General features: G+C 70.8%; 24 protein-coding genes. 14 read left to right on the plus strand and 10 right to left on the minus strand.

The window, feature by feature from the left end; genetic code table 11:
- Nucleotides 1-8: 8 nt before the first annotated feature.
- On the minus strand, nt 9-452 hold the full coding sequence (locus VPH61_RS15975; RefSeq protein WP_332064502.1) for a hypothetical protein: 444 nt from the start codon (nt 450-452) through the stop codon (nt 9-11).
- Nucleotides 453-514: 62 nt separating this feature from the next.
- Between VPH61_RS15975 and VPH61_RS15980 the strand changes: the two genes are divergently transcribed.
- The 3 genes from VPH61_RS15980 (at nt 515) to ahcY (ending at nt 3,706) form a co-directional block, all read left to right on the plus strand.
- Nucleotides 515-730, plus strand: a complete 216-nt coding sequence (locus VPH61_RS15980) for a DUF3499 family protein (protein ID WP_332064503.1) — start codon at nt 515-517, stop codon at nt 728-730.
- Nucleotides 727-2,160: a phosphomannomutase/phosphoglucomutase gene (locus tag VPH61_RS15985; RefSeq protein WP_332064504.1), complete on the plus strand. Its 1,434-nt coding sequence runs from the start codon at nt 727-729 to the stop codon at nt 2,158-2,160. Before VPH61_RS15980 ends, VPH61_RS15985 begins: the two co-directional genes overlap by 4 nt.
- 64 nt (nt 2,161-2,224) lie before the next feature.
- Nucleotides 2,225-3,706, plus strand: a complete 1,482-nt coding sequence (gene ahcY, locus VPH61_RS15990; protein WP_332064505.1) for an adenosylhomocysteinase — start codon at nt 2,225-2,227, stop codon at nt 3,704-3,706.
- A 45-nt stretch (nt 3,707-3,751) separates the two neighbouring features.
- Here ahcY and VPH61_RS15995 read toward each other — a convergent pair whose 3' ends face one another.
- On the minus strand, nt 3,752-4,594 hold the full coding sequence (locus VPH61_RS15995; protein ID WP_332064506.1) for an RDD family protein: 843 nt from the start codon (nt 4,592-4,594) through the stop codon (nt 3,752-3,754).
- A gap of 17 nt (nt 4,595-4,611) precedes the next feature.
- Here VPH61_RS15995 and VPH61_RS16000 point away from each other — a divergent pair, with 17 nt between their 5' ends.
- Complete coding sequence (locus VPH61_RS16000) at nt 4,612-5,607, plus strand: stage II sporulation protein M (protein WP_332064507.1); 996 nt, start codon at nt 4,612-4,614, stop codon at nt 5,605-5,607.
- A gap of 75 nt (nt 5,608-5,682) precedes the next feature.
- Here the strand turns inward: VPH61_RS16000 and aqpZ are convergent, their stop codons facing one another.
- From aqpZ to VPH61_RS16030, 6 genes are all read right to left on the minus strand, one after another.
- On the minus strand, nt 5,683-6,438 hold the full coding sequence (gene aqpZ, locus VPH61_RS16005) for an aquaporin Z (protein ID WP_332064508.1): 756 nt from the start codon (nt 6,436-6,438) through the stop codon (nt 5,683-5,685).
- 202 nt (nt 6,439-6,640) lie between these two features.
- Nucleotides 6,641-7,978: a DUF58 domain-containing protein gene (locus tag VPH61_RS16010; RefSeq protein WP_332064509.1), complete on the minus strand. Its 1,338-nt coding sequence runs from the start codon at nt 7,976-7,978 to the stop codon at nt 6,641-6,643.
- A gap of 18 nt (nt 7,979-7,996) precedes the next feature.
- A complete protein-coding gene (locus tag VPH61_RS16015) occupies nt 7,997-8,986 on the minus strand; it encodes an AAA family ATPase (RefSeq protein WP_332064510.1) in 990 nt (329 codons plus the stop codon).
- Nucleotides 8,983-10,290 carry a DUF4350 domain-containing protein gene (locus VPH61_RS16020; RefSeq protein WP_332064511.1) on the minus strand — a complete coding sequence of 436 codons (1,308 nt, stop codon included), beginning with the start codon at nt 10,288-10,290 and terminating at the stop codon, nt 8,983-8,985. Before VPH61_RS16020 ends, VPH61_RS16015 begins: the two co-directional genes overlap by 4 nt.
- The gene (locus VPH61_RS16025; protein ID WP_332064512.1) at nt 10,287-10,982 is read right to left on the minus strand and encodes a DUF4129 domain-containing protein; all 696 of its coding nucleotides are present in this window, start codon (nt 10,980-10,982) and stop codon (nt 10,287-10,289) included. Before VPH61_RS16025 ends, VPH61_RS16020 begins: the two co-directional genes overlap by 4 nt.
- Complete coding sequence (locus VPH61_RS16030; protein WP_332064513.1) at nt 10,973-12,202, minus strand: glycerophosphoryl diester phosphodiesterase membrane domain-containing protein; 1,230 nt, start codon at nt 12,200-12,202, stop codon at nt 10,973-10,975. Before VPH61_RS16030 ends, VPH61_RS16025 begins: the two co-directional genes overlap by 10 nt.
- 158 nt (nt 12,203-12,360) lie before the next feature.
- On the opposite strand from VPH61_RS16030, the gene mtrA reads away from it, so the two are divergent.
- The 6 genes from mtrA (at nt 12,361) to secA (ending at nt 21,144) form a co-directional block, all read left to right on the plus strand.
- Nucleotides 12,361-13,041, plus strand: coding sequence for an MtrAB system response regulator MtrA (mtrA, locus tag VPH61_RS16035; protein ID WP_332064514.1), 681 nt, complete (start codon nt 12,361-12,363; stop codon nt 13,039-13,041).
- 9 nt (nt 13,042-13,050) lie between these two features.
- Nucleotides 13,051-14,802: an MtrAB system histidine kinase MtrB gene (gene mtrB / locus VPH61_RS16040; RefSeq protein WP_332064515.1), complete on the plus strand. Its 1,752-nt coding sequence runs from the start codon at nt 13,051-13,053 to the stop codon at nt 14,800-14,802.
- Nucleotides 14,795-16,489, plus strand: coding sequence for a GerMN domain-containing protein (locus VPH61_RS16045; RefSeq protein ID WP_332064516.1), 1,695 nt, complete (start codon nt 14,795-14,797; stop codon nt 16,487-16,489). Before mtrB ends, VPH61_RS16045 begins: the two co-directional genes overlap by 8 nt.
- Nucleotides 16,490-16,583: 94 nt before the next feature.
- Nucleotides 16,584-17,438 (plus strand): ComF family protein, encoded by an 855-nt coding sequence (locus tag VPH61_RS16050; protein WP_332064517.1) that lies wholly within the window; start codon nt 16,584-16,586, stop codon nt 17,436-17,438.
- A gap of 23 nt (nt 17,439-17,461) precedes the next feature.
- Nucleotides 17,462-18,169: a ribosome hibernation-promoting factor, HPF/YfiA family gene (gene hpf / locus VPH61_RS16055; RefSeq protein ID WP_332064518.1), complete on the plus strand. Its 708-nt coding sequence runs from the start codon at nt 17,462-17,464 to the stop codon at nt 18,167-18,169.
- A gap of 188 nt (nt 18,170-18,357) precedes the next feature.
- Nucleotides 18,358-21,144, plus strand: coding sequence for a preprotein translocase subunit SecA (gene secA, locus VPH61_RS16060; protein WP_332064519.1), 2,787 nt, complete (start codon nt 18,358-18,360; stop codon nt 21,142-21,144).
- Nucleotides 21,145-21,299: 155 nt separating this feature from the next.
- Here the strand turns inward: secA and VPH61_RS16065 are convergent, their stop codons facing one another.
- The gene (locus tag VPH61_RS16065; protein ID WP_332064520.1) at nt 21,300-21,752 is read right to left on the minus strand and encodes an Rv3235 family protein; all 453 of its coding nucleotides are present in this window, start codon (nt 21,750-21,752) and stop codon (nt 21,300-21,302) included.
- A gap of 183 nt (nt 21,753-21,935) precedes the next feature.
- On the opposite strand from VPH61_RS16065, the gene VPH61_RS16070 reads away from it, so the two are divergent.
- Nucleotides 21,936-22,535, plus strand: a complete 600-nt coding sequence (locus tag VPH61_RS16070; RefSeq protein ID WP_332064521.1) for a hypothetical protein — start codon at nt 21,936-21,938, stop codon at nt 22,533-22,535.
- 9 nt (nt 22,536-22,544) lie between these two features.
- Here the strand turns inward: VPH61_RS16070 and VPH61_RS16075 are convergent, their stop codons facing one another.
- On the minus strand, nt 22,545-22,838 hold the full coding sequence (locus VPH61_RS16075; RefSeq protein ID WP_332064522.1) for a helix-turn-helix domain-containing protein: 294 nt from the start codon (nt 22,836-22,838) through the stop codon (nt 22,545-22,547).
- Between the two features lie 122 nt (nt 22,839-22,960).
- Between VPH61_RS16075 and VPH61_RS16080 the strand changes: the two genes are divergently transcribed.
- The 3 genes from VPH61_RS16080 to VPH61_RS16090 are packed head-to-tail and all read left to right on the plus strand — an operon-like array spanning nt 22,961 to nt 26,361.
- Nucleotides 22,961-23,590 (plus strand): SAF domain-containing protein, encoded by a 630-nt coding sequence (locus VPH61_RS16080; protein ID WP_332064523.1) that lies wholly within the window; start codon nt 22,961-22,963, stop codon nt 23,588-23,590.
- 1 nt (nt 23,591) lies between these two features.
- Nucleotides 23,592-24,839, plus strand: coding sequence for an AAA family ATPase (locus VPH61_RS16085; protein ID WP_332064524.1), 1,248 nt, complete (start codon nt 23,592-23,594; stop codon nt 24,837-24,839).
- A gap of 28 nt (nt 24,840-24,867) precedes the next feature.
- Entirely contained in the window at nt 24,868-26,361 is a 1,494-nt protein-coding gene (locus VPH61_RS16090) for a sensor histidine kinase (RefSeq protein WP_332064525.1), read from the plus strand.
- Nucleotides 26,362-26,406 lie beyond the last annotated feature (45 nt).

Raw genomic sequence — 26,406 nt, forward strand, 5'->3', positions numbered from 1 at the left:
GAGCGAGCTCAGAGGTGGCGGTAGCGCCCCGGTGCGAGTTCCCACGGGTCCTTGCCGAGCAGGTCGGCGATGGCGCGGAACACGCAGCTCTCGATGAGGAGCTTCTCCTCGCGCTCCTCGCCCTCCTGCAGGCGAAGGAACCGCACGATCGGCAACCGGTAGAAGACGATGCGCCGCTCGTCGTGGAAGACCTTCCACCGGTCGACGTGGTCGTCGTGGATCGCTTCGGCCGGGCCCTGGGCGACCTCGAACACGACGCCCTCGAGCTCTGGCCAGAGCCCGCGGAGGTACGCCGCGGTCGTGCCGACGGTCACGTCGAACTCGTCGAGCCGGTTGTGCAGCATCGGCAGGTGCGGCCCGGTCACGGCCGAGCGGAGCCCGCGGCCGTGGCGGTCGCGCGCGAGGCGCCGGGGCGATCGCGGCTCTGAGACGGCACGACGTGATCGGGGCATGCTCTCATCGTACTGAGTCGTGCCCGCCGAGCGGCGCCGATGGTCGCTACTCTGGTGGAGCCATGAGACGTTGTTCGCGCACTGCCTGCGCTGCCGAAGCGGTTGCCACGCTGACGTTCGACTATGCCGATTCGATGGCCGTGCTCGGTCCGCTCGCCACGACCCGAGAGCCCCACGGCTACGACCTCTGCGCGCGTCACGCCGAGCGCACGTCGGCGCCCGTCGGGTGGCAGGTCGTGCGGCACGTCAGCATCGGTGAGGTAGGTTTCAAGGCATGAGTTCCGCAGCATCATCCGAGGCCCGAACGCGCCTCGACGCGATCGTGAAGGCCTACGACGTCCGCGGAATCGTGGGTGACGGGCTGACCTCCGAGACGGTCGAAGCCCTCGCCGCAGCGTTCGTCGACGAGGTCGGCGCGGGCGGCGGTCAGGTCGTCGTCGGGCACGACATGCGCGACTCCTCACCGGGCTTCGCCGAGGCCTTCGCGCGTGGAGCGGTCGCCCGCGGCGCCGACGTCGTCTCGATCGGGCTCTGCTCGACCGATGAGAGCTACTTCGCCTCTGGGTCGCTGAATGCTCCGGCCGCGATGTTCACGGCGAGTCACAACCCCGCCGCCTACAACGGCATCAAGTTCTCGCGCGCGGGTGCCCAGGGCATCTCCCTCGACACGGGCCTCGCCGCGATCCGCGATCGCGCGGCCGACTACCTCGAGCAGGGCATCGCGCCCGTCGCCGAGCCAGGCATGGTCTCGACCGTCGACGTGCTCGCCGACTATGCGGCCTACCTGCGCTCGCTCGTCGACCTCAGCGGCGTCCGCCCGCTCAAGATCGTCGTCGACGCCGGCAATGGCATGGGCGGGCTCACCGTGCCGGCCGTGCTCGGCACCGCAGCCGGGCTCGCCGCGCTGCCCCTCGAGATCGTGCCCCTCTACTTCGAACTCGACGGCACGTTTCCGAACCACGAGGCGAACCCGCTCGAACCCGCGAATCTCGTCGACCTGCAGCGTGCAGTCGTCGAGCACGGCGCCGACCTCGGGCTCGCCTTCGACGGCGACGCCGACCGCTGCTTCGTCGTCGACGAGCAGGGCGGCGCGGTCGACCCTTCGGCTGTGGCGGCCATCGTGGCACTCCGCGAGATCGCCCGCGTACAGGCGATGGGCGAAGCGGATGTCGCGGTCATCCACAACCTCATCACCTCGCGTTTCGTGCCCGAAGCGATCGAGGCCGCCGGCGCGACACCCGTTCGTACCCGCGTCGGTCACTCGCTCATCAAGGACCAGATGAAGGCCACGGGCGCCGTCTTCGGCGGCGAGCACTCGGCGCACTACTATTTCCGCGACTTCTGGGGCGCCGACAACGGCATGCTCGCGGCGATGCACGTGCTCGCCGAGTTCGGCGCGCAGCTGGCTCCGCTCTCCGAGATGTCGAGGCGGTTCACCCCGTATGCGCTCTCGGGCGAGATCAACTCGGTCGTCGACGATGTGCCCGCCGCGTACACGCGCATCGTGGAGGCCTTCACCGATCGCGCCGAGTTCGACGAGCTCGACGGGCTCACAGTGACGGGCGTGACGTCGGGCGACGAGGCGTTCTGGTGGTTCAACGTGCGGCCCTCGAACACCGAGCCGCTGCTGCGCCTGAATGCCGAGGGCGCGGATGCCGCGACGATGGCGGCCGTCCGCGACGAGGTCCTGGCACTCATTCGCGCCTGACTCCCGTCGAAGCCGTGCGCACGCACGCGCTCAGCACTCCGACGCGAGCTGGCAGAATGGGCGCATGACCATGCTGCCCGCGACCACCGCCCTCCCGTACAAGGTCGCCGACCTCTCGCTCGCCGAGGCAGGTCGGCACCAACTGCGGCTCGCCGAGAACGAGATGCCGGGCCTCATGGCCCTCCGTGCGGAGTTCGGGGCGTCCAAGCCGCTCGCGGGCGCCCGCATCGCCGGCAGCCTGCACATGACGGTGCAGACCGCCGTGCTCATCGAGACCCTCGTCGCGCTCGGCGCGCAGGTGCGCTGGGCGAGCTGCAACATCTTCTCGACCCAAGACGAGGCGGCCGCCGCGATCGTGGTCGGCCCCGAGGGCACCGTCGACACACCCGCCGGCGTGCCGGTCTATGCGTGGAAGGGCGAGTCGCTCGAGGAGTACTGGTGGTGCACCGACCGCATCTTCGACTGGTCGGCGGAGGCCGCGGCATCCGGTGCCGAGTGGATCGGGCCCAACATGATCCTCGACGACGGCGGCGACGCCACGATGCTCGTGCACCACGGCCGTGACTTCGAGGCGGCAGGCGCCGTGCCAGCCGCCGCCGATGACGCCAGCCACGAGTTCCGGGTCGTGCTCGACACGCTCCGCCGTTCGCTCGAGCTCAGTTCCGACCGCTGGACCCGCATCGCGGCCGAGCTCCAGGGCGTCACCGAAGAGACCACGACCGGCGTGCACCGCCTGTACGAGCTGCACGCGAAGGGCGAGCTGCTCTTCCCGGCCATCAACGTCAACGACTCGGTCACGAAGTCGAAGTTCGACAACAAGTACGGCATCCGCCACTCGCTGCCCGACGGCCTCAACCGCGCCACCGACGTGCTGATGGGCGGCAAGGTCGCCTTCGTGGTCGGCTACGGCGACGTCGGCAAGGGCGCCGCCGAGGCGCTGCGCGGGCAGGGCGCTCGCGTCATCGTCTCGGAGGTCGACCCGATCTGCGCGCTGCAGGCCGCGATGGACGGCTACCAGGTCGCCCGGCTCGACGACGTCCTCGGCGACGTCGACATCTTCGTCACCTGCACCGGCAACAAAGACGTCATCCGGGTCGAGCACATGCTCGCCATGAAGCACCTCGCGATCGTCGCGAACGTCGGCCACTTCGACAACGAGATCGACATGGCCGGGCTCGAGTCGCTCGCGGGCGCCGAGCGCGTCGAGATCAAGCCGCAGGTGCACGAGTGGCGGTTGCCGACCGGGCGCTCGATCCTCGTGCTCTCCGAGGGTCGCCTCATGAACCTCGGCAACGCCACGGGACATCCGTCGTTCGTCATGTCGAACTCGTTCACGAACCAGGTGCTCGCGCAGATCGAGCTCTGGACCCGGCCCGAGCAGTACCCGGTCGGCGTCTACGTGCTGCCGAAGCACCTCGACGAGAAGGTCGCGCGACTGCACCTCGACGCGCTCGGCGTCGAGCTCACCGAGCTCTCGCCCGAGCAGGCGGCCTATATCGGTGTGCCGGTCGAGGGTCCGTACAAGGTCGACCACTACCGCTACTGAGGCGTCGGGCGGATGCCGCGGCTCGCGGCATCCGTCGGCCGGCCGTCAGCGCTCGGGGAAGCCCGGCGGCGTCGCGGTGAGCACGGGCGCGAGCGATGCCATGCGGGCGTCCACGAGTGAGAGCGCCACGGCGTCGCGCTCGCGCCGGAGCGCCGCCACGCCCGCGAGGAAGAGCTCGGGCGGCGCATCGGGCAGCGGCGACACGAACGGCGCGACTTCGGCGGCGAGCGATGCCGCCACGCGCGCGCGGCTCTCGGGCACGAGGTGCGCGGCGTTCGTGAAGAACGCGGCGACCCGGCGCGCGAGCGGGTCGGGCAGGCGCGCGACATCGGCGATGGCAGCCCACGAGACGAGCTGGGGCGGCACGCCGAACGCGGCCGACGGCAGCTTCGGCACCCGCTCGACCTGGCCGTGCGTGCCGGCGAGGAGGTCGCCGAGTCGCTTCGACGACGGGTTCAGGAAGCCGACGAGCACGGCGAGACCGCCGAAGGTCAGGTAGATCTCGATGACCCCGGTGAGTGCGCGGATGAACGCGTGCCGGAAGCCGATGGCTCCGCCGTCGTCGCGCACCACCCGGAGCCCCAGCGCGAGCTTGCCGAGCGAACGACCGTGCGAGGCCGTCTCGACCGCGGTGGGCACGATCACGATGCACGTCACGATGCCGGCGATCAGGATCGCCTGGAAGCCCTTCTCGTCGATGCCGAGTCCCGAGAGGGCCAGCAGCAGGCCGAGGATGAGGAGCACCGACACGAGCACGTCGATGATCGCGCCGCCGGCACGGATGATCGCGCTCGCCGGACGCACGTCGAGCGTCACGGCCTCGCCGGTGACCACGCCCTCGTCGTCGAATCGGGCGGCGCGCTGGGCGACGGCGGGGGCATCTGCCATGGGTAGTATTCAAGCAGATGGACCTCGATGCGCTCGCCTCCGCCCGTCATGACGACTGGCAGCGGCTCGACGCGCTCGCACGCCGTCGGCGGCTTGACGGCGCAGAGGCGGACGAGCTCATCGAGCGCTATCAGAGCGCGGCATCCGACCTCTCGCTCGTGCAGGCGACCGCGGGTTCGACGCCGCTCGGCGACCGGCTCTCGGTCACCCTCGCGCGTGCCCGGCTCGCGTTCACCGGCGCTCCTGAGAACCCGCTGCGACAGTTCACGCGGTTCGCCGTCGTGAGCCTGCCCGCGGCGTTCTACCGGCTGCGGTGGCTGACCCTCGCCGTGGCGGTCGTCACGGTTGTCGTGGCGGCCCTCTACGCGTGGTGGATCAGCGCCGATCCGCGGGTGCTCGCGGCGATCGGCAGCGAGGAAGAGCTTCGCCAGCTCGCCGAGGAGGGCTTCGTCGCCTACTACTCGGAGAACCCGGCCGCGTCGTTCGCCGGCGCCGTCTGGACGAACAACGCGTGGATCGCGGCGCAGTGCGTCGCGTTCGGGATCCTCGGCGTCTGGGTGCCGTGGGTGATCCTGCAGAATGCGCAGAACCTCGGCGTGAACGCCGCGGTCATGTTCGCCTACGACGAGGCCGACACCTTCTTCCTCTACATCGCACCGCACGGGCTCCTCGAGCTCACGTGCGTGTTCGTGGCCGCCGCGGCCGGTCTTCGCATCTTCTGGGCCTGGGTGGCGCCCGGTGCACGGTCGCGCGGCGTGGCCCTCGCCGAAGACGCTCGTGCCCTCTTCAGCGTCGCGATCGGTCTCGTGTTCTTCCTCTTCGTGTCGGGCATCATCGAGGGGTTCGTCACGCCGGCGCCCTGGCCGTGGCCCGTGAAGATCGGCATCGGCGTGGCGGCGTTCGGCGGGTTCCTCGCCTACATGCTCGTGCTCGGCGGCCGCGCGAGTCGCGCGGGCGAGACGGGCGACCTCGTCGAGTTCGACGCCGGGTCGCAACGCATCGTCGCCGGCTGACGGTCGCGTCTTCCACGGCCGCCGAGACGACGATGGCGGATGCCCCGTGGGACATCCGCCATCGTCGACTGCGGGTTACGCGGCGAGCTGCTTCGTGCGGTCGAAGACGAGCTTGTAGATGAGTGCCGCGATGACGGCGCCGAGGATCGGGGCGACGATCGACACCCAGAGCTGGGTCCAGGCGATGCCGCCGCCGTAGAGGGCGGTGGCGATCGATCGGGCCGGGTTGAACGAGGCGTTCGACACGGGGATCGCGATGAGTGCGAGCAGCGTCAGCGTGAGGCCGATCGCGAGCGGGGCGAACCCGACGGCCGCGCGGGCGCTCGTGACGCCGAGGATCACGAAGAGGAAGATCGCCGTCGTGACCGTCTCGATGAGGAACACCGAGCCGAGACCGTAGCCGCCGGGGGAGAGCTCGTCGTATCCGGTCGATGCGCCGGTGAAGACGACGATGTCGAACAGCGGGCCCGCCGAGAGGATGCCGAGGAGCACGGTCGTGGCGAGGATGCCGCCGAGGATCTGCACCGCGATGTACGGGCCGACCTCGCGCCACGAGAACTTGCCTGCGACGGCGAGGCCGATGCTCACCGCGGGATTGAAGTGCCCGCCCGAGACCGGGCCGAACGCGTACGCACCGACGACGACCGTGAGGCCGAGGGCGAGCGAGACGCCGAGGAAGCCGACGTTCAGTCCGCCTTCGCCGTCGTTGAATCCGGCCGCGAACAGCACGGTGCCGATGACCCCGAAGACGAGGATGAACGTGCCGATGAACTCGGCGGTGAGCTTCTGCGCGGTCGAGGGAGCCTCGACGGCGAGTGTTGCGTCAGACACGGTGGTCCTTTCGTAGGGGAGACAAGACGGAATCGGCACCAACCCCCTGGCGCCTGATGCGAACCTATCGACCAGCGCCGCCGCGGCGTGGGAACTGCGAGCGAATGTTGTGAATCCACTGGGCATCGACGCCACGCCGCAAATCTGCCGTCGCGAGAGGTCAGGGGCCGCCACATGGGCGGCCGACCTCGCGGCGGCGTCGTCAGAGCCGGCCGCTCGCCTTGAGCTCGAGATAGAGGTCGGCGAGCGCCGGCGGCAGCTCGTGGGGAGCCGCGGTGACGGTGAGGCCGCCGAGTCGTCGCACTGCCGCGCCGACGCGTTCGCCGTCGATGAGTCCCCGTTCCGCCGCGGCGGCGGCGTAGACCTGCTCGAGGTCGTCACGGGCACGCGAAGTGTCGATGAGTGCCGGGTCGGCGACGGACGCCACGACCACCGTGTGCCGCGCGGTCAGCTGCGGGAGCACCGAGAGGAGCCCGCGTGCCGTGCCGGGCGAGTCGGCGGCCGTGAGCAGCACGACGAGCGCGTGCCGACTGGTGATCCGCCGCACCTGAGCCGGAACGGCGGCCCAGTCGGCCTCGATGAGCTCGGCCTCGATGCCGGCCATCGCGTCGACCATGCGCGCGAGCAGTGCCGGGCCGCTCGCCCCGTGCACGCGGCCCCTGAGCCGGCGGTCCCATGCGAGGAAGTCGACCTTGTCGCCGGCATGCGAGGCGAGCGCGGCGAGCAGGAGGGACGCCTCGAACGCCGTGTCGAGGCGAGGCTCGTCGGCGATACGCGCCGCCGCGGTGCGCGAGGTATCGGTCACGATCACGATGCGGCGATCGCGCTCGGGACGCCAGGTGCGCACCATGAGCCGGGTGCTCCCCGGCACCTCGGGGTCGGCGTGCCGCGCCGTCGCGCGCCAGTCGATCGAGCGCACGTCGTCGCCGCGCACGTACTCCCGGATGGAGTCGAACTCGGTGCCCTGACCGCGGATGAGGAGCGGGGTGCGTCCGTCGAGCTCGCGGAGGCGGGTCAGGCGCGACGGCAGGTGCACGCGCGAGTGGAAGGGCGGGAGCACGCGGATCCGGCCGGGTGCGGAGAGCGTCGCCTGCCGGGGCCACAGCCCGAGCGGCCCGGTGGAGCGGATCGTGACCTGATCGCTGCGTCGGTCGCCGCGCCGCCACGGCGTGAGCTGCAGCGTGACGCGGCGGCGTTCGAACGGGGGTACCTTGAGCGGCGTGCGATTCCGGCCGGCGACCCCGGCCGACGGCTCCCAACCGTCGCGAACGGTGGCGCGGAGCATCCGTTGCCCGAGGTTCTCGACCGTCAGCGCCGACGTCACCGGCTCACCGAGTCGCACCCGGTCGGGCAGCTCTCGCCGAAGCGCCACCTTTCGGGGTGACGCGGCGAGCGAGAGGTCGAGCACACCTGCCCCCACCACCAGCACGAGCCAGCCGACGAGTGCGATCCATGCTTCGGGCGCACCGGCGCCGCCCGCCACGACCACGGGAACGACGCCGAGTGCGACGAGGAGGACGAGCCGACCGGTGATGGCCATCAGAGGATCCGGGTCATCTCAGAGGGGCACCTGCACCTGTTGCATGATCGACTGCAGCACCGCGTCGATCGAGACGCCCTCGAGCTCGGCCTCCGGCCGGAGCTGCACCCGGTGGCGCCAGACGGGCAGCAGCATCGCCTGCACGTGGTCGGGCGTGAGCGACTCGTAGTCCGTGAGCCACGCCCATGCCTTCGCCGCGGCGAGCAGCCCGGTGGTGCCGCGAGGGCTCACCCCGAGCCGCATCGACGGGCTGCGGCGCGTCGCTCGCGCCAGGTCGACGACGTAGCCGAGCACGTCGTCTTCCACCCGAACAGCGGATGCCGCGGCGCGCGCCGCCGCGAGTTCGGTCGCCCCGAGCACGGGCGTGACACCGGCGGCGGCGAGATCGTGCGGGTCGAATCCGTCGGCGTGGCGACGCAGGAGCGAGAGCTCGGCGTCACGTTCGGGCACGTCGAGCACGAGCTTCAGCAGGAACCGGTCGAGCTGGGCCTCGGGCAGCGAGTACGTGCCCTCGTACTCGATCGGGTTCTGCGTCGCCGCAACCATGAACGGGTCGGGGAGTGGCCGCGTGACGCCGTCGGCGGAGACCTGGCGTTCCTCCATCGCCTCGAGCAGGGCCGACTGCGTCTTCGGCGGCGTGCGGTTGATCTCGTCGGCGAGCAGGATGTTCGTGAACACCGGCCCCTCGCGGAACGCGAACTCGCCCGAGCGGGGATCGTAGGCGAGCGACCCGGTCACGTCGCCCGGCATCAGGTCGGGCGTGAACTGCAGGCGGCGGGTGTCGAGCTGCAGGGTGCGGCTGAGCGTGCGCACGAGCAGCGTCTTCGCGACGCCGGGCACGCCCTCGAGCAGCACGTGCCCGCGCGTCAGCAGCGCGATGATGAGGCCGGTGACGGCGCCGTCCTGGCCGACGACGGCCTTGCCGACCTCGGTGCGCACGCGGTTGAGCGCGGCGCGCAGCTCGTCGTCGGTGGCAGCGATCGCCGGAGCGGGGATGGGGTCGGTCATGGTCGCCTTCCTGTGGGGTCGTCACGATCGTCGAGTTGCGCACTCCGCGGGTCGAGCGAGCGCTGCACCGCGGCCTCGAGCTCCGCGAGCGCGGCGGCGAGGTCGACGAGGGCACGGTCGTCGGCGGGCAGGTCGTCTGCGAGCAGTCGGTGCACGGCTGCGCCGTCGCGGCCGGTCGCCCGCGCCGCGGCCTCCGTGACCTCGTCGACGCCCGCCGAGCGGGGGAGCCGGAGCGTCCGCGCGATGCGGATCACCGTGGCGATCCGGAGCTGGTCGAGGGCGTGCGTGCGCGCCGCGGTGCGTGCGTAGAGCCGGGCGCGGCCCGTGCTCGTCTCACCAGCGGGCACGTTCACCGGGAGACGTTCGGCGACGAGCGGCCCGAACCGGCGACCCTGCCAGACACCCGCGACGATGACGACGATGATCGCGAGCACCATCACGGGGCTCACCCAGCCCGGCGTGAGCTCGGCCAGCGTCGGGGCGTCGGCGGCATCGGCGTCGCCGGGGCCCGGCAGGTACCAGACGAGCCGGTCGCTCGCGCCCGTGAGGCCGATCGCGAGCGCGGCATTGCCGGCCTCGGTGATCGACTCGTTCGCGAACACGGTCGTCGAACCCACGATCGTGACGTCGCCGCCGCTCGGGGATTGGCCCGCTGCGACCGCGAAGCCGAAGTCGCCGTCGCGGAAGCATCCGTGCCAGCCGGCGTCGATCGCCGAGTCGTCGACGGTCACGAGTCGTTGACCGTCGGAGAGCGAGCCGGCCCGCTCGGCAGGCCCCAGGTCGCACGCGACGTCGTCGATCGGGCCGCTGGCGGCGCCGGCGAAGCGAACTCCGGGAGCGAGCGTCTCGAGCGCCGTGAATCCGGGCTCGACGACGACGAGCCGCTCGGCCGCCTCGGAGATTTCGGTCAACCGACGCTCGTCGAGGATCCCGTACTCGTCGTAGAGCAGAACGGTCGCCGTGCCGTCGGCAGCGCCGAGCGCGGCGTCGAACGAACGCGCCTCGGTGACGTCGACCCCGTGATCGCGAAGCACCTCGACGAGTGCCTTCGCACCGCCCGGGGCGGGATTGTCCGCTGCGAGCGGCGGCCCGGGTGTGCGGGCGCCGCCCTGGATCGCCATCACGATGAACGCGCCGAGCACGAGCACCGCGGCGATCACGATCCAGGCGCGTCGCCGCTTCAGAAACGCCCGTACCGTGGGCGTGACGGAGGGGGCGGCCGTGGTGCCAGTGCCGGTGCCCGCAGCGTCCGCGCCTGCCGACGAGCCGGAGCCTCCATCGCGGGACTCGACCGTCGCGGTCATCGAGCGGCCTCAGTGGCCTGGGCGGCATCGCGGTCGGCAGCGGATGCCTCATGGTCGCCCCGTGCCGCCGGACGCGCGTCGGCGACGCGCTGTTCCAACTCGGTCACCCGGGCGTACTCCTCGGGGGACCCGGCCCCGCCGAGATAGCGCACGCCGTCGAAGCCGCCCGCTGCGGCGTGCAGTTCGGCGGCCAGAGCGGGGAACGAGCTCGCCGCGGCATCCGCGAAGCCGCGCGCCGTCGTGCCGGGGTGCACCGTGACGACCTCGCGCTCGACGAGCCCGCGCACGACGGCGCGGAACCGCTCCTCGATGGCGAGCGGCCAGTCGCCCGCGGCCGCCGCTGCGGTCGCGGCCCGGCGGAGGGTCTCGAGATCGCGGAGGTCGTGGTCGTCGAAGAGCGGCACGATGCTGCGGCGGCGTCGCCGGAGACGCGGCAGCCCGAAGACGAGGAGGCCGACGACCACCAGCGCGACGACGAGCAGTACGAGCAGCATCGTCAGCAGAGGGCCGGGGAGGCCGGTGGCGCCGTCGAAGAGGCTGAGGAACCAATCGCGGATCGCCTGCATCGCCACATCGAACGGACTCGGCTTCGCGGCCTGGTATTCGGGCCCGGTCAGTTCGTCTTCGAGCCACCGACGCGCCTCGGGCGCATCGGGATCGAGCGGGGTGCCGCGCAACCCGGTCACGGCCATGCGGGAGCGGAGGCCGCGCCGGGATACGCCGTCGCGGCCGCGGGGGCACGGTAGGGATCGTCCACCGGCATTCCGGCGTCGCGCTGCTCGATGTGCCGCACGAGCTCGAGGTCGAGCGCCTCGGTGCGCATGCGCAGATCGATGTAGATGACGGCGACGAGGGCCGCCTGCACGACGGCCGTGATCGCACCGATCAGCAGGGAGAGGATGACGGTCACGACCATCGTCACGATGGTGATCGCGACGGCGGCGCCCGTGCCGGTCGGATCGATGATCGCCGCGAGGATCGTGCCGATGAGGGAGACCGGCTGCACGACGACCTGGGCCGCGAGGTTCAGGATGAACCCGACGAGCAGCAAGGTGCCGAAGGTTCGCCAGAAGTAGCCGTCGGTGAGGCGCCACGAGCGCTTCATCGCCGTACCGATGCCGGCGCCCTCGAGCACGATGACGCTCGGCACGAGCGAGAGCTTCGTGCCGAGCCACGCGGCGACGACCGCCACGCCGAGCGCAGCGAGGATCACGACGAGGATCGTCACGATGACGGTCACGGGATCGAAGAAGGTCGCGACGACGATGATCGCGATGAAGACGGCGAAGGCCGCGAGGATCGCACCGGTGACCATCGCGGTCCACCCGAGGAGCGGCCAGAAGCGCTTCGCCGCGCGCTTCCACAGTGCGCCGAACCGGAGTCGATCACCGAGGGTGCCGCTCGCGACCTCGACGACCATGACGCCCTGCAGGAACGCGCCCGCGATGAGCGAGAGCGCGACTGGAACGAGCATCAGCAGCAGGAATCCGCCGACGGCGCCCGACATGAGCGCGTCGGCATCGGCGGAGGTGCTCGCGCTCTCGACCCGGGTGACGACGAACACCATGAAGGGCACGAACACCGCCAGCATCGCGACGACCGAGACGAGCTGCACCACGAGGCCGGTGCCGAACGTCGCAGCCGGGTTGCGGCGCAGCACCTTGAACGGCGCCCACAGCACGGTGCCGAATCCGAGCGGATGCAGCGGCAGCAGGCCGGGCTTCGGCGGGGGAGTCCAGCCGAGCTGCGGGATGGGTGCGGGGGCGGTGCCGTAGGAGGGAGGCGCAGGCGCAGCCGGAGGGGCCACGGGCGGCGGGAAGGCCGTCGGATCGAATCGAGGGGCGCCCGAGGCATCCGGAGCCGGCCCAGGAGCAGGGCTGCCGCCGGGCGCCTGCCAATCGTGGTCTGACACCTGTGAGGCTCCTTCCGGCGGATTCCCACCATGCTCGCACATTTCGCGGACCCGCCGGGCACTCGTCGAGCGCCCTTCGGGTGGTCTTCCGGCCTCGACCGACTACGCTTGACCCACTGGTTTCGGCCGTGTCCCGGCGGTGCTGACAGGAATGAAGGATGAACCCACGCGTACTCGTCGTCGATGACGACACGGCCCTGGCCGAGATGATCGGCATCGTGCTGCGCACCGAGGGGTTCGAGCCCTTCTTCTGCGCCGACGGCACGGGAGCCCTCGCCGCCTTCCGCGAGTCGAAGCCCGACCTCGTGCTGCTCGACCTCATGCTGCCGGGCATCGACGGCATAGAGGTGTGCGGGCGCATCCGCGCCGAGTCGGGCACACCCATCATCATGCTCACCGCGAAGACCGACACGACCGATGTGGTCAAGGGCCTCGAATCGGGTGCCGACGACTACATGGTCAAGCCCTTCAACCCGAAGGAGCTCGTCGCGCGCATCCGCACGCGCCTGCGCCCCACGCCCGACCAAGCGGTCTCGACGCTCGGCGTCGGCGACCTCACGATCGACGCGGCCGGCCACGAGGTGCGCCGCGGCGACACCCGCATCAACCTCACTCCGCTCGAGTTCGACCTGCTCCTGACCCTCGCGTCGAAGCCGCAGCAGGTCTTCACCCGCGAGATGCTGCTCGAGCAGGTCTGGGGCTACCACTACAAGGCCGACACCCGGCTCGTGAACGTGCACGTGCAGCGGCTCCGCGCCAAGGTCGAGCACGACCCCGACAATCCCCGCATCGTCATGACCGTGCGCGGCGTCGGGTATCGGGCCGGCGCGACCACCTAGGGGCAGCGGATGTCGCAGGCGGAGGCCCCGGCCCGTCTCGGGGTCGGTTGGTGGCGCGAGATCCGCCGCGCCCTCGCCGCGCTGCCGCGCCACGCCCTCGAGCTGTGGCGACGCTCCCTGCAGTTCCGCACCGTCGTCATCACGTTCGCCCTGTCGTCGCTCGCGATCTTCGTGATCGGGTTGTACATCTCGTTCAGCATCGCGTCGGGACTCTTCAACACGCAGCTCGAGAACTCCCTCGACGACGCGAACAACGCGACGAACGCCGCGCAGCGGATCCTCGACGGCACCGTCGCCGAAGACCCTGCGTCATTGCAGACCGTCATGGCGGGTGTCGCGACCACGGTGCGCACGGTCTCCGGCAGTTCTGCGATCGCCTATTTCCAGCCTGCCGACGTCTTGAGCTCGAGCGCACCGCCCACCCGCATCGCGCCGACCCTCGCTGGGGTCATCACGCCCGAACTCCATGAGCACGTTCGCTCCGACCCCGAAGGCCAGTACTGGCAATCGGTTGCGCTCGAGGGCGACGACGGCGCTGACGACCCCGGCATCGTCGTGGGCAGCTCGATCGGGGTGCCCGGCGCCGGGGAGTACGAGCTCTACATCGGCTACAACTTCGCCGACGCTCAAGAGACGCTCGCGTTCATGCAACTCGTCGGAACGATCGGCGCGGTGGCGCTGCTCGCGCTGCTGAGTGCCATCACGCTGCTCGTGGTGCGCTGGGTGATCGAACCCATCCGCTCGGCGGCGATGACGAGTCGACGGCTCGCCGCTGGCGATCTCGGCGTGCGCATGCCCGAGAAGGGCGAAGACGAACTCGCGACGCTCGCCGCCTCGTTCAACGGCATGGCCGACAGCCTGCAGGCGCGCATCCGCGAACTCGCCGAGCTCTCGGTCATGCAGCAGCGCTTCGTCTCAGATGTCTCGCACGAGCTGCGCACCCCGCTCACGACCATCCGACTCGCCGGCGACGTGCTCTACGGACAGCGCGACGACTTCCCCGGACCCACCTCGCGCACCGTCGAACTGCTGCACACGCAGACCGAGCGATTCGAGACGCTGCTCTCCGACCTGCTCGAGATCAGCCGGTACGACGCCGGCTCCGTCGAGCTCGCGACGGAGCCGACGAACCTCGTGCACCTCGCAGGCGACGCGATCGAGTCGATGCACGAGCTCGCGCACAGCCGGGGCAGCGAACTGCGGCTCGAGGCTCCCGGCGGCCACCTCGACGCGAATGTCGACCCCCGGCGCATCCGCAGGATCGTGCGGAACCTGCTCGGCAACGCGATCGAGCACGGCGAGGGGCGCCCGATCGTCGTCGCCGTCGACAGCAACGAGACCGCCATCGCCCTCTCGGTGCGCGACTACGGTCTCGGCATGACCGCCGAGGAGGCGGCCCGCGTCTTCGACCGGTTCTGGCGGGCGGATCCGAGCCGCATGCGCACGATCGGCGGCACCGGCCTCGGCCTTGCCATCGCACTCGAAGACGCCGTCGCCCACGGCGGCACGCTCGAGGTGTGGTCTCGTCGCGGCTCCGGCACGGTGTTCCGTCTCACGCTGCCGCGCTCGGGCGTCCCCGCCGATGAGGCGATCTCTTCGCCGCTGCCGCTCGAGCCCGACGACATCGAGGCGACCGGGCCGCCACCGACGGGTGTGGTCGGTGCGATCGACACCGAGGCGACGGTCGAGACGGATGCCGCAGGGCGCGCCGCCGCGGCCGAGCGGGCCGCGAACACCGGTCGGGAGGCGCACGATGCGTAGAAGAGGTGTGGTCGCGACATCCGTCGCCGTCGCGTTGGCGACGCTGCTCGCCGGCTGCGTGTCGATTCCGAGCTCGGGCGGGGTGAACGCCGGATCGCCGTCGCTCGTGGAGGAATCGCTCGAGCTCGACACGATCGTGCCGCCCCCGGCGAAGGACGCCACCCAGCAGCAGATCATCGAGGGGTTCATCGACGCCGCGCAGAGCCCGCGCAACAACTACCAGGCCGCCCGGGAGTACCTGACGCCGGCATTCGCCGACGAGTGGAGTGCCAATGCCGGCGCCACGATCGACGTGCCAGGTGCCCGCGTGTTCACGGAGCTCGGCGAGACGTCCTTCGTCGTCGACGTGACTCCAGCCGCACAGCTCTCGGAGACGGGCCAGTACGACATCTCGGCGTCGAGCACGCGGATCGAACTCGGCTACGAACTCGAGCAGAACGACGACGGCCAGTGGCGCATCTCGCTCGCGCCGTCGGGACTGCTGCTCGACGAGACGACCTTCGCGCAGGTCTTCCGCAGTTATCCCCTCTATTTCTACTCGGCCGATTACGACTACCTCGTGCCCGACCTGCGCTGGTTCGCAGGCCGGGAGTCCGCCCAGACGAGCATCGTTCGGGCGCTCCTCGTCGGCCCGTCGCAGTGGCTCGACGCGGGTGTCGAGACCGCGTTCCCCGAGGGGACCCGCCTCGAGTCAGCCTCGGTGCCGGTCGAGGGGCGGGTCGCGAGCGTTGATCTCTCCGGAGCCACCGACGACGACGTCACGAGCGTGCAGCGCATGCAGTACCAGTTGCAGGAGAGCCTCGACGGAGTGCGGAACGTCGACTCGGTCGCGCTCTCGCTGAACGGCATCGAGCAGGATGTGCCCGAACTCTCGCCCGCGCCGCTGAAGAATCCGCCGGTCGACCCGCGCCCCGTCGTCTTCGACGGCACGACGTTCGGGTACCTCGCCGCCTCCGGTGAGAGCATCGAGCAGATCCCCGACCTCTCGCCGCAGGTCGCCGCGATGGCGCCGACGGGGGCCGCGCTCGGCGCGGGTGGCGAGGTCGCGGCCGTGCTGGCGGCCGACGGCGTCTCGGTCGTCCGGGCCGGCGAGGAACCCGAGGTCCTCGACCCCCGGGACGGCCTCATCGTGCCGGCGATCGACGGCACCGGCGCGGTCTGGTCCGTGCCCGCCGGTCTCCCCGGGCAACTCGTCGTGTATCCCGCCGACCGCTCGCTCGAGGCGATCCAGCTCCCCGTGCCGTGGACCGGTTCCTCGATCGCGGCGCTCGAGATCTCGCGCGACTCCACGCGGCTCGTGGCGCTGCTCGGCGAGGGTGCCACGACCCATTTCGTGGCCGCATCGATCGAGCGGGATGCCGCGGGCACGCCGGTCGCGCTGAGCCCGGTGACGCTCGGGCTCGCGGATGTCGCGGGCACCCCGCTCGACGTCACCTGGCTCGACGCCCGCACCGTCGCCTCGCTCACTGCACTGCCGGCCGGTGGTACCCGCGTCATCACGCAGGAACTCGGCGGGTTCGCCGAGAGCAGGTCAGGGCCCGACGACGGCATCGCGATCGACGGCGGCAACAGCGTCCGGGATCTCCGGCTCCTGACCGCCGCCGGCGATCTCGAGGCGCCGAGCGGAGTCAGCTGGCAGGCGCGGGCGAGCGGCATCCGCCTGCTCGCCTCCCAGCAGCCCGACTGACCACTCGCCCTCCACAACGCCTCGGTGCCGCCTTCGTCGTGCACAGCGTGTTCTATGGCGGGTTCGCGGCCGCGCCGCCCGCGAGGCTGGGGGAATGTCCGAAGGCCGCGCCCACCATCGTGGAGCCGTCGCGCTCCGCGCAGCAGGTCGGTTGCTCCCTGCCCTGCGTGAGTCCGTCCGCGAAGCGCTCGCGGTGCTCGTCCCCGTGGTGTGCTCGGGCTGCGGCGCGCCCGACCACGCCGTCTGCCCGACCTGCCGCGGCGCGCTCGCGCCGACGCCGCGGCGCATCGATCGCGCGAGCCTCTCCATCTGGGCGGGCCTCGAGTACGCGGGCACGGTCGCCTCGGTCATCGGCGCCTTCAAGGACGGGGCGCGAACGGATGCCGCCGCGGCTCTCGTGCCGGCGCTGCGGGCCGCGTTGCTCGCCGCGCTCGCCGGCGTCCCCGCCGGTGCGCCGATCGAGGTGTGCACGATCCCGTCGACGCCTGCGGCCCGCCGAGCGCGCGGATACGTGCCCGTCGAGGTGCTGCTCCGGCGGTGCGGCATCCGCTCGACGCCCGTGCTCGCCCTCGCGAGGGAGCGCGTCGACCAGGCGGGGCTCGGCGAAGCGGAACGGCGCCGGAATGCCGCCGGCGGGCTCGTCGCCGGGCCCGTCACCCGCCCGCTCGGGCCGCCTCGCAGGCCGCACGCCGAACAACGCGCCACACTCGCCGGCCGCCGGTTCCTCGTGGTCGACGACATCGCCACCACGGGGTCGACCCTCGCGGAGGCGGTGCGCGCGCTCGCCGCAGCAGGCGGTGAGACGGTGGCGATCGCGGTGCTCGCCGAGACGCCTCGCAGGTTCCCGCGACATGCAGGGAGCTCACGGGAAACACTCCGTGACATCGTCCCGCAAGGGGGCTACGGTGGCAGGACAGGCGTGGTCGATCCACCCTTCAGAACCGGGTGACACGTCGGTGAACGGAGGTCGTCATGGAACTGAACATCGTCGGACGAAACCTGGGGATCACGGACCGATTCCGCGCCTACGTGGCGGAGAAGTCCGAGAAGGTGTCGCATCTGGCAGAGCGCGCGATCTCTCTCGACGTGAAGCTCAGCAGGCACAACGAGAAGAACGGAAACCCAGGGCCCGACCGCGTCGAGCTCACCCTCGTCGGCAAGGGCCCGCTGGTCCGCGCCGAAGCCGATGGCTCCGACAAGTACGCGGCGTTCGACGTCGCACTCGGGCGATTGCTCGAGCGCATCCGGCGGGCCAAGGATCGCCGGAAGGTCCACCGCGGGGGATCCCGACGGCCGACCTCCCTCCGCGAGGCGACCGACGCCGGATTCTCCGATGTCGGCGTGCACGCCGCAGCCTCCGAGGTGCTCGCGCAGGTGCGCACCGGCAGCACTCCCGTCATCGACGAGTTCGAACCGCACGTCGACGACGACGAGGTGTACACGCCGGTCGTGATCCGTCGGAAGGTGTTCTCGGCGACGCCCATGACGGTCGACGACGCGCTGTACTTCATGGAGCTCGTGGGGCACGACTTCTACCTCTTCGTCGACGCCGAGACAGGCCGGCCGAGCGTCGTCTACCGCCGGAAGGGCTGGGACTACGGGCTGATCGGCATCGATGGGCGTGAGGAGGGCAGCTCCCCGGCGACCTCGCCGGCGGAGTTGCAGCGCGCCACCGCGTGACCTCCGCTCGCTGAGCGCGAAAGATCGCTGAGCCTGTCGAAGCGCGCCGCCCCTCGGCGGCCCTTCGGCAGGCTCAGGGCGCAGCTCGTTCACCGCTAGCATGGCTAAGATAGCCGTCTGCAAGGCGGCAGCGGGCGTGCCCGGACTCCATCCGCGGCCGTGCGCCCAACGACAACAGGAGAACATTCGTGGCTTCGATTCTGGAAAGGGTCCTCCGCGTCGGTGAGGGCCGCACCCTCAAGCGGCTGGAGAACTACGCAGCGGCGATCAACGCCCTCGAAGACGGATTCCAGGCGCTCAGCGACGACGAGTTGCGGAACGAGACCGTCGAGCTCCGCGAGCGCTACGCGAACGGCGAGTCGCTCGACGACCTGCTGCCCGAGGCGTTCGCCGCGGTGCGCGAGGCGAGCAATCGCACACTGGGCCTCCGCCACTTCGACGTGCAGCTCATGGGCGGCGCGGCGCTGCACCTCGGCAACATCGCCGAGATGAAGACCGGTGAGGGCAAGACGCTCGTCGCCACGACCGCTGCGTACCTCAACGCGCTCACGAGCCGCGGCGTGCACGTCATCACGGTCAACGACTTCCTCGCGAGCTACCAGTCGGAACTCATGGGACGCGTCTTCCGCGCCCTCGGCATGACCACCGGATGCATCGTCGCGGGCCAGAACCCGCAGGTGCGCCGTGAGCAGTACGCCGCCGACATCACCTACGGCACGAACAACGAGTTCGGCTTCGACTACCTGCGCGACAACATGGCGTGGCAGGCGAGCGACATGGTGCAGCGCGGCCACCACTTCGCGATCGTCGACGAGGTCGACTCGATCCTCATCGACGAGGCCCGCACGCCGCTCATCATCTCGGGCCCGGCCTCGGGCGAGGCGAACCGCTGGTTCACCGAGTTCGCGAACCTCGCGAAGCGCCTCGTGCCCGACGTCGACTTCGAGGTCGACGAGAAGAAGCGCACCGTGGGCGTGCTCGAGCCCGGCATCGAGAAGGTCGAAGACTACCTCGGCATCGACAACCTCTACGAGTCGGCGAACACCCCGCTGATCTCGTTCCTCAACAACTCGATCAAGGCGAACGCACTGTTCAAGCGCGACAAGGACTACGTCGTCATGAACGGCGAGGTGCTCATCGTCGACGAGCACACCGGCCGAATTCTCGTCGGTCGCCGCTACAACGAGGGCATCCACCAGGCGATCGAGGCGAAGGAGGGCGTGCAGGTCAAGGCCGAGAACCAGACCCTCGCGACCGTCACGCTGCAGAACTACTTCCGCCTCTATTCGAAGCTCTCGGGCATGACGGGTACCGCCGAGACCGAGGCGGCCGAGTTCCAGTCGACCTACAAGCTCGGCGTGGTCTCGATTCCCACGAACAAGCCGATGGTGCGCATCGACCAGCCCGACCTCGTCTACAAGAACGAGGAGGCGAAGTTCGCCCAGGTCGTCGAAGACATCGTGGAGCGCCACAAGAACGGCCAGCCCGTGCTCGTCGGCACCACGAGCGTCGAGAAGAGCGAGTACCTGTCACGCCTGCTCGCCAAGAAGGGCGTGCGCCACGAGGTGCTGAACGCGAAGAACCACGCCCGTGAAGCGGCGATCGTCGCACAGGCCGGCCGCCACGGCGCGGTCACGGTCGCGACGAACATGGCCGGTCGTGGTACCGACGTCATGCTGGGCGGCAACGCCGAGTTCATCGCCGTGCAGCTCATGCACGAACGCGGACTCAGCCCGGTCGACACTCCCGAGGAGTACGAGGCCGCGTGGGACGAGGTGTTCGAGAAGGTCAAGGCCGAGGTCGCCGTCGAGGCCGAGAAGGTGCTCAGCGCCGGCGGACTCTACGTGCTCGGCACCGAGCGCCACGAGTCGCGGCGCATCGACAACCAGCTGCGCGGTCGTTCCGGCCGTCAGGGTGACCCCGGCGAGAGCCGGTTCTACCTCTCGCTCACCGACGACCTCATGCGCCTCTTCAACGCAGGCGCGGCGGAGAGCCTCATGTCGCGCGGCGTGCCCGACGACGTCGCCATCGAGTCGAAGGTGGTCTCGCGCGCCATCCGCTCGGCGCAGTCGCAGGTGGAGGCCCGCAACGCCGAGATCCGCAAGAACGTGCTGAAGTACGACGACGTGCTGAACCGTCAGCGCGAGGCGATCTACAGCGACCGCCGCCACATCCTCGAGGGCGACGACCTGCACGAGCGCACGCAGAAGTTCCTCGAAGACGTCATCGACGAGGTGCTCGACTCGCACACCGCAGAGGGCAACCCCGACGAGTGGGACTTCGACGCGCTTTGGACCGAGCTGAAGACGCTCTACCCGATCGGCATCACGATCGACGAGGTCGTCGCCGAGGCCGGAGAGAAGGGCCGGGTCAACCGCGACTTCATCCGCCGCGAGATCCTCTCCGACGCGAAGGTCGCGTATGCACGTCGCGAGGAGCAGCTCGGTTCGCCCGCCATGCGCGAGCTCGAGCGCCGCGTCGTGCTCTCGGTCATCGACCGTCGCTGGCGCGACCACCTCTACGAGATGGACTACCTGAAGGACGGCATCGGCCTGCGAGCCATGGCGCAGCGCGACCCGCTGGTCGAGTACCAGCGCGAGGGCTACGCGATGTTCCAGCAGATGATGGGCTCGATCCGTGAAGAGACCGTCGGCTTCCTCTTCAACCTCGAGGTCGAGGTGGCGCCGCAGGCCGGTGCCGCCGGAGCGAAGATCGAGGCGAAGGGGCTCGGCCGACAGGGCGCGTCCGACGACAAGCTCAGCTACTCGGCGCCGAGCGACGCCGGCGGCGTCGAGGTGCGCAACCAGCGTGGCCAGGTGCAGCAGGCTGCGACGCAGCGCGCGCGCCGTGCTGTCGCCGAGAGCCAGGCACCCGCCGCCGAAGAGTCGCGCGGCGCCTTCGGGCAGCGCACGGGGGGCGAGGTCGCTCCGCAGAACCGTGCCGAGCGCCGGGCGCAGGACCGCAAGGGCAACTGACACGACGCTCGAGACCCCGGTCGGTGCGTGGCACCGGCCGGGGTCTTTCGTGTGCTGAGGACCTCGCGCGTCAACCCGCCTGCATGCGTCCCGGCGCGCCACAGGACCGGGCGTGCTTCATCGACTCGCGGTGCTGGTGCGGGAGCGGGAGCGGCTCAGAGCACGCCGATGGCGCTCGCGCGCCAGCGCTGGTCGAATCCCTCGATGCGGATCGCGACCGCTCGGGATCGGGCTCGCTGGTGCACCATGACCACGGCCTCGATCACGCCGTCGGCGGGTTCGTGCAGATGCACGCGGCCGACGGTGAACGCCGGCCGCTGCGGTGCCTGGCCCTTGGCCCGACGCGCGCGGGCGGCGAGCACGACGCGCTTCGACAGGTTTCGGTAGACGTCGTCGTCGACCCATCTCGCGAGCTGCTCGAGGTCACGTGCTCCCGCGAGTGCCTCGATGATGCAGTGGGTCAGGCTGCGCAGCAGCGGCTCGGGGTCGGGCAGCTCGGTGCGGCGGGCCGGCTGGCGGGCGAAGAACTCGTCGTCATCGCTCAGGAGGCGCGCCGTAGAGCTGCGATTCACGGCGGTTCGGACACCGAGCGTGTCGCGTGCGGTCATCTGTGCTCCATGGGGGAGGAGTGGCTCGCAAGGCCTTTCGACCGTACGACAGGATCACCCCCGTGTGGGGGACATGGGTGATTCCTGAGTGAACCGTAGATGAGCCTCCGGATCAGTGTCAAGAGAATTCGATGCCTGTGGATAACGTTTCCGAGTCGGGTTGGCGGGAGGTAGCGTCGCTGCATGCGATGGGACCTGTTGTTCGACGACCTCGAGTCGCAGATCGACCAGGAACAGCGCGATGAGGAGCGCGCGCTCGCGGTCGAGGAGGAGCGCCTGCGGCTCGGCCGGCTGACGCTGCGCGACCGCATCTCGGCGATCACCCGGTCGGGTTCCGACGGGGCAGGCGCCTCCGTGCTCATCGAGTTCCACGGCGGTCGTCAGCTCTCGCTTCGGCCGCAGGTGTTCGGCCGCGACTGGGTCAGCGGCCGGTCGGTCGAAGCATCGCAGCGAGAGGCGCAGTGCGTGGTGCCGATCACGGCGATCGCGGCCGTGCTGCCCACGCGCGCCCAGATCGACCCGAGCCTCGAGTCGGTCCCCGAGGCATCCGCTCGCATCGCCGAACGCATCGGCCTGCCCTTCGTGCTGCGCGACCTCTGCCGGCGCCGGACTCCCGTGCGGGTCAGTACGATCGACGGCGAGGTGCACGGCACCATCGACCGCGTCGCGCGCGACCATCTCGACCTGGCACTGCACGACACCGACCGGCCTCGCCGCGAGAACGCCGTGCACGGCTACCGCATCGTGCCGCTCGCGCGACTGCTCGTCGTCGACTTCCGCTGACGAGCGGGGTTAGTCGACGGGGCGGAGCCGCCCACTGCGGGCGCCGGAGAGCTCGACGATGTTGGAGAACTCGCCCTGGTTCCAGGCCGCGTGCTTGCGGGTCTCTTCGTATTGCAGCTCGATCCAGACCTCGAGCTGCACCCGTTCGATGCGCCACGGCCCGGTCGAGCCCACGCGGATCGCCGGCAGCTCGCCGGAGCGGATCAGCTCGTCGACCGCCGCGACGTCGACGGCGAGGATCTCGGCCGCGTCTGCGAGCGTGAGGAACCGGCCGATCTCGTCGCCCGAACCTGGAGAGGTCATGTCTCGATTATCGACCGGCGGGGGCGCGGCGAAGGCGATTGTGGATAACTTCGGACCCGTGTCGCGGCTTCAGGCGACGATGGACGACGGCGCGACCCGGCGCCATTCCGAAGGGAACCCACATGACCTCACGCCGCCCGCTGCGCGGTGAGCGGGGCGCACTCCGACTCGATCCGCGCCTCGTCATCGGCCTCGTGCTCATCGGGGCGTCCACGTTCGGCGTCTGGTCGCTGGTGTCGGGTCTCGACGACGGTGTCGAGGTCTTCGTCGCGCGTGACACCCTCACCCCGGGCACGCGCATCACTGCCGAAGACCTCTCGAGCGAATCGGTGCGGCTCGGGTCGAGCGCGTCGCGCTACCTGGTCGCCGGCGACCTGCCCGAGGGCGGCCTCGTGGTGGCGCGCACGATCGAGGCGGGCGAACTCGTGCCCGATGCCTCGGTCGACGACGTCGACCGCAGCGGCCTCGCCACGGTCGTGGTGGCGAGCAGGGGCCCGTTGCCGGCTGATGTCGCCGCCGGCACCCGGGTCGACGTCTGGACTGCGAAGGAGGGTGAGGGTGGCTTCGAGCCGCCCACCGTGCTCGTCTCGGGTGCTGAGATCGCCGGCGTCATCGAGAGCGAGGGCATGGTCTCGACCGGCGGCACGTCCGTCGAGCTGCTGGTGCCTCGCGAGAAGGTCGCGGCGCTGCTCGGCGCGCTGGCATCCGGCGACGCGATCGACCTCGTGCCGGCACGGTCGTCGGGGGAATGAGATGGCACGACTCGCCCTCGCGCTCGACGGCATCACCGAAGACCGCCTCCTCGCCGACATCGTCGAGCACGGGCACACGATCGTCGCCCGGCTGGAGAGCTGGCGTGTCGTGCTCGAGAACCTCGACGTGCTCGGTCCCGACGTCGCGGTGGTCGGAGCAGCACGCACCACGCTGAGTGCGGAGCTGCTCGCCGGCTGCGACGAACGGGGCATCCGCCTGATCGCGCTCGCGGCGAGCGACGCCGAGCGCGCCCACGCCTCGCAGCTCGGGCTGCACGAGGTGGTCGACCACGAAGCGCCGTGGGCCGAGATCGAAGTGCTCGTGAGCGGCGGCGTGCCGGTGCCCTCGCGGGTGGGTGACCTGCTCGCGCGACAGGAGCGCGCGGCATCCGTCATCGCCGTCTGGGGGCCGAGCGGAGCACCTGGCCGCAGCACCCTCGCCGTGAACCTCGCCGCCGAGATCGCGGCCGCGGGCCACACCGTCGCGCTCGTCGACGGCGATCCGTACGGTGGCGCGATCGCGCCGGCCCTGGGCCTGCTCGACGAGGCGCCGGGATTCGCGTCGGCCTGCCGGCTCGCGGGCGCCGACGCCCTCGACCGGGTCGAGCTCGAGCGCATCGCGCAGCGGTACTCCGCGCCGCGGGCGGCCTTCAACGTGTTCACCGGGCTCGTCGGGCCGAGCCGGTGGCCCGAACTGTCGCGCGACCGGGTCACCGCCGCGATCGGTGCGATGCGGGAGTGGGTCGAGTACGTGGTGGTCGACACCGGCTTCAGCCTCGAGCGCGACGAAGAGCTGACGAGCGACCAATTCGCGCCGCGTCGCAACGCCGCGACCTTCGCCGCGCTGGCGGCCGCCGACCGCATCGTCGCGGTGGGCCTCGCCGACCCGGTGGGGCTTTCGCGACTGCTTCGCGGGCACCTCGAGCTCGTCGACCTCGTCGATCCCGAGCGGGTCGACGTCGTCGTGAACCGCGTGCGAACGAGTGCGCTCGGCATCGACGCGCACGCGCAGGTGCGCCAGACGCTGCGCCGGTTCGGCGGGCTCGGCGACGCGTTGCTCCTGCCGCACGATTCCAAGGCGACGGATGCCGCGATCCTCACCGCCCGCACGCTGCGTGACGCCGCGCCGAGGTCGCCGCTGCGCACGGCCATTCGCGACTACGCGCTCGGGGCGCTGCTCCCCGTGCCCGAGCCGGTACGTCGTCGCGGCTTCGCGCTTCCGGCACTGCGGCGAGCGGCGACCGGCTGAGACACCGCGCGGGCAGTACGCTTGAACGGTGTCGACCCTCAGTGATCTCGTCCTCGCCCAGGGCCGCAGCAGTCAGGCCGATGTCGACTGGCTGCACATGCTCGTCGGCGACCTGCAGCTGCTCGCCGATCTCGCGTTCGCCGACATCGTGCTGTGGGTGCCCTCCGGTGACGACGCGTTCGTCGCCGTCGCCCATTCACGGCCGTCGAGCGCCGCGACCCTCTTCTATCGCGACTTCGTCGGCCAGGAGATCAAGCCCCAGTGGCGCGAGCTCGTGGGCCAGGCCTACTCGACCGCTCGCATCGTGGACTCCTCGGCGCCCGACTGGTACGAGGAGATGCCGACCCGGGTGCGCGCCGTTCCCGTCATGCGCCGTCTCACGACGAACGGCACGAGCGTCGCGCCCGAGCCCGTCGCGGTGATCACCCGCCACACGAACCTCGGGGCCACGCGCACGCCGAGCCGGCAGGAGCTCACGTTCAACGAGTGCGCCGAAGAGCTCTTCCAGATGATCGCGTCGGGAGACTTCCCCGACCTCGGTGCCCCGACCGGGCCGCGGCGCGGCGCTCCGCGCGCCTCAGACGGCCTCATCAGGCTCGACGTCGACGGCATCACGACGTTCGCGAGCCCCAACGCGCTCTCCGCGTTCAATCGCATGGGCTTCGACGACGAGCTCGAGGGCGAGTCGCTCGCCGAGGTGACCACGCGCCTCCTCGCCGGCAAGCTCGTGGTCGACGAGTCGCTCCCGCTCGTCGTGACCGGACGCGCACCCTGGCGCACCGACGTCGAATCGCGCGGGGTCACGGTGTCGCTCCGGGCGATCCCGATCCGGCACCGCGGTGAGCGCATCGGCGCGATCGTGCTGAGCCGCGACGTCACCGAGCTGCGTCACCAGGAGCAGGAGCTCATCACCAAGGACGCGACGATCCGCGAGATCCACCACCGGGTGAAGAACAACCTGCAGACCGTGGCGTCGCTGCTGCGCATCCAGGCCCGCCGCACCCACTCCGACGAGGCTCGCGAGGCGCTCACGCAGGCCATGCGCCGCGTCGGCGCGATCGCCGTCGTACACGACACCCTCTCAGAGGGGCTCTCGCAGAACGTCGACTTCGATGCGGTGTTCGACCGCACGCTGCTGCTGGTCGCCGAGGTCGCCGCGGCTCACAACACGACGGCCCACCCGAAGCGCTCGGGTTCGTTCGGCGTGCTGCCGAGCGCGTACGCGACGCCGCTCGCCCTCGCGCTCACCGAGCTCGTCACGAACGCCGTCGAGCACGGACTCGCCGGTCAGGAGGGCGACGTCGAGATCTCGGCTGACCGCTCGCAGACGACGCTCAGCGTGACGGTGCGCGACACCGGGTCGGGCATGCCCGAGGGCAAGGTCGGCGAGGGGCTCGGCACGCAGATCGTGCGCACGCTCATCCAGGGCGAGTTGAGCGGCACGATCGACTGGCACACGATCGTGGGGCGCGGCACCGAGGTCACGATCGAGGTGCCGCTCCGCTGGATAGCCCCGGCCTGATCGAGCGGATGCCGCGGGCCGCCGTGTCGGACGGAAACGGAGCGT

It is taken from the genome of Agromyces sp. CCNWLW203, assembly GCF_036576125.1.
Classification (GTDB): domain Bacteria; phylum Actinomycetota; class Actinomycetes; order Actinomycetales; family Microbacteriaceae; genus Agromyces.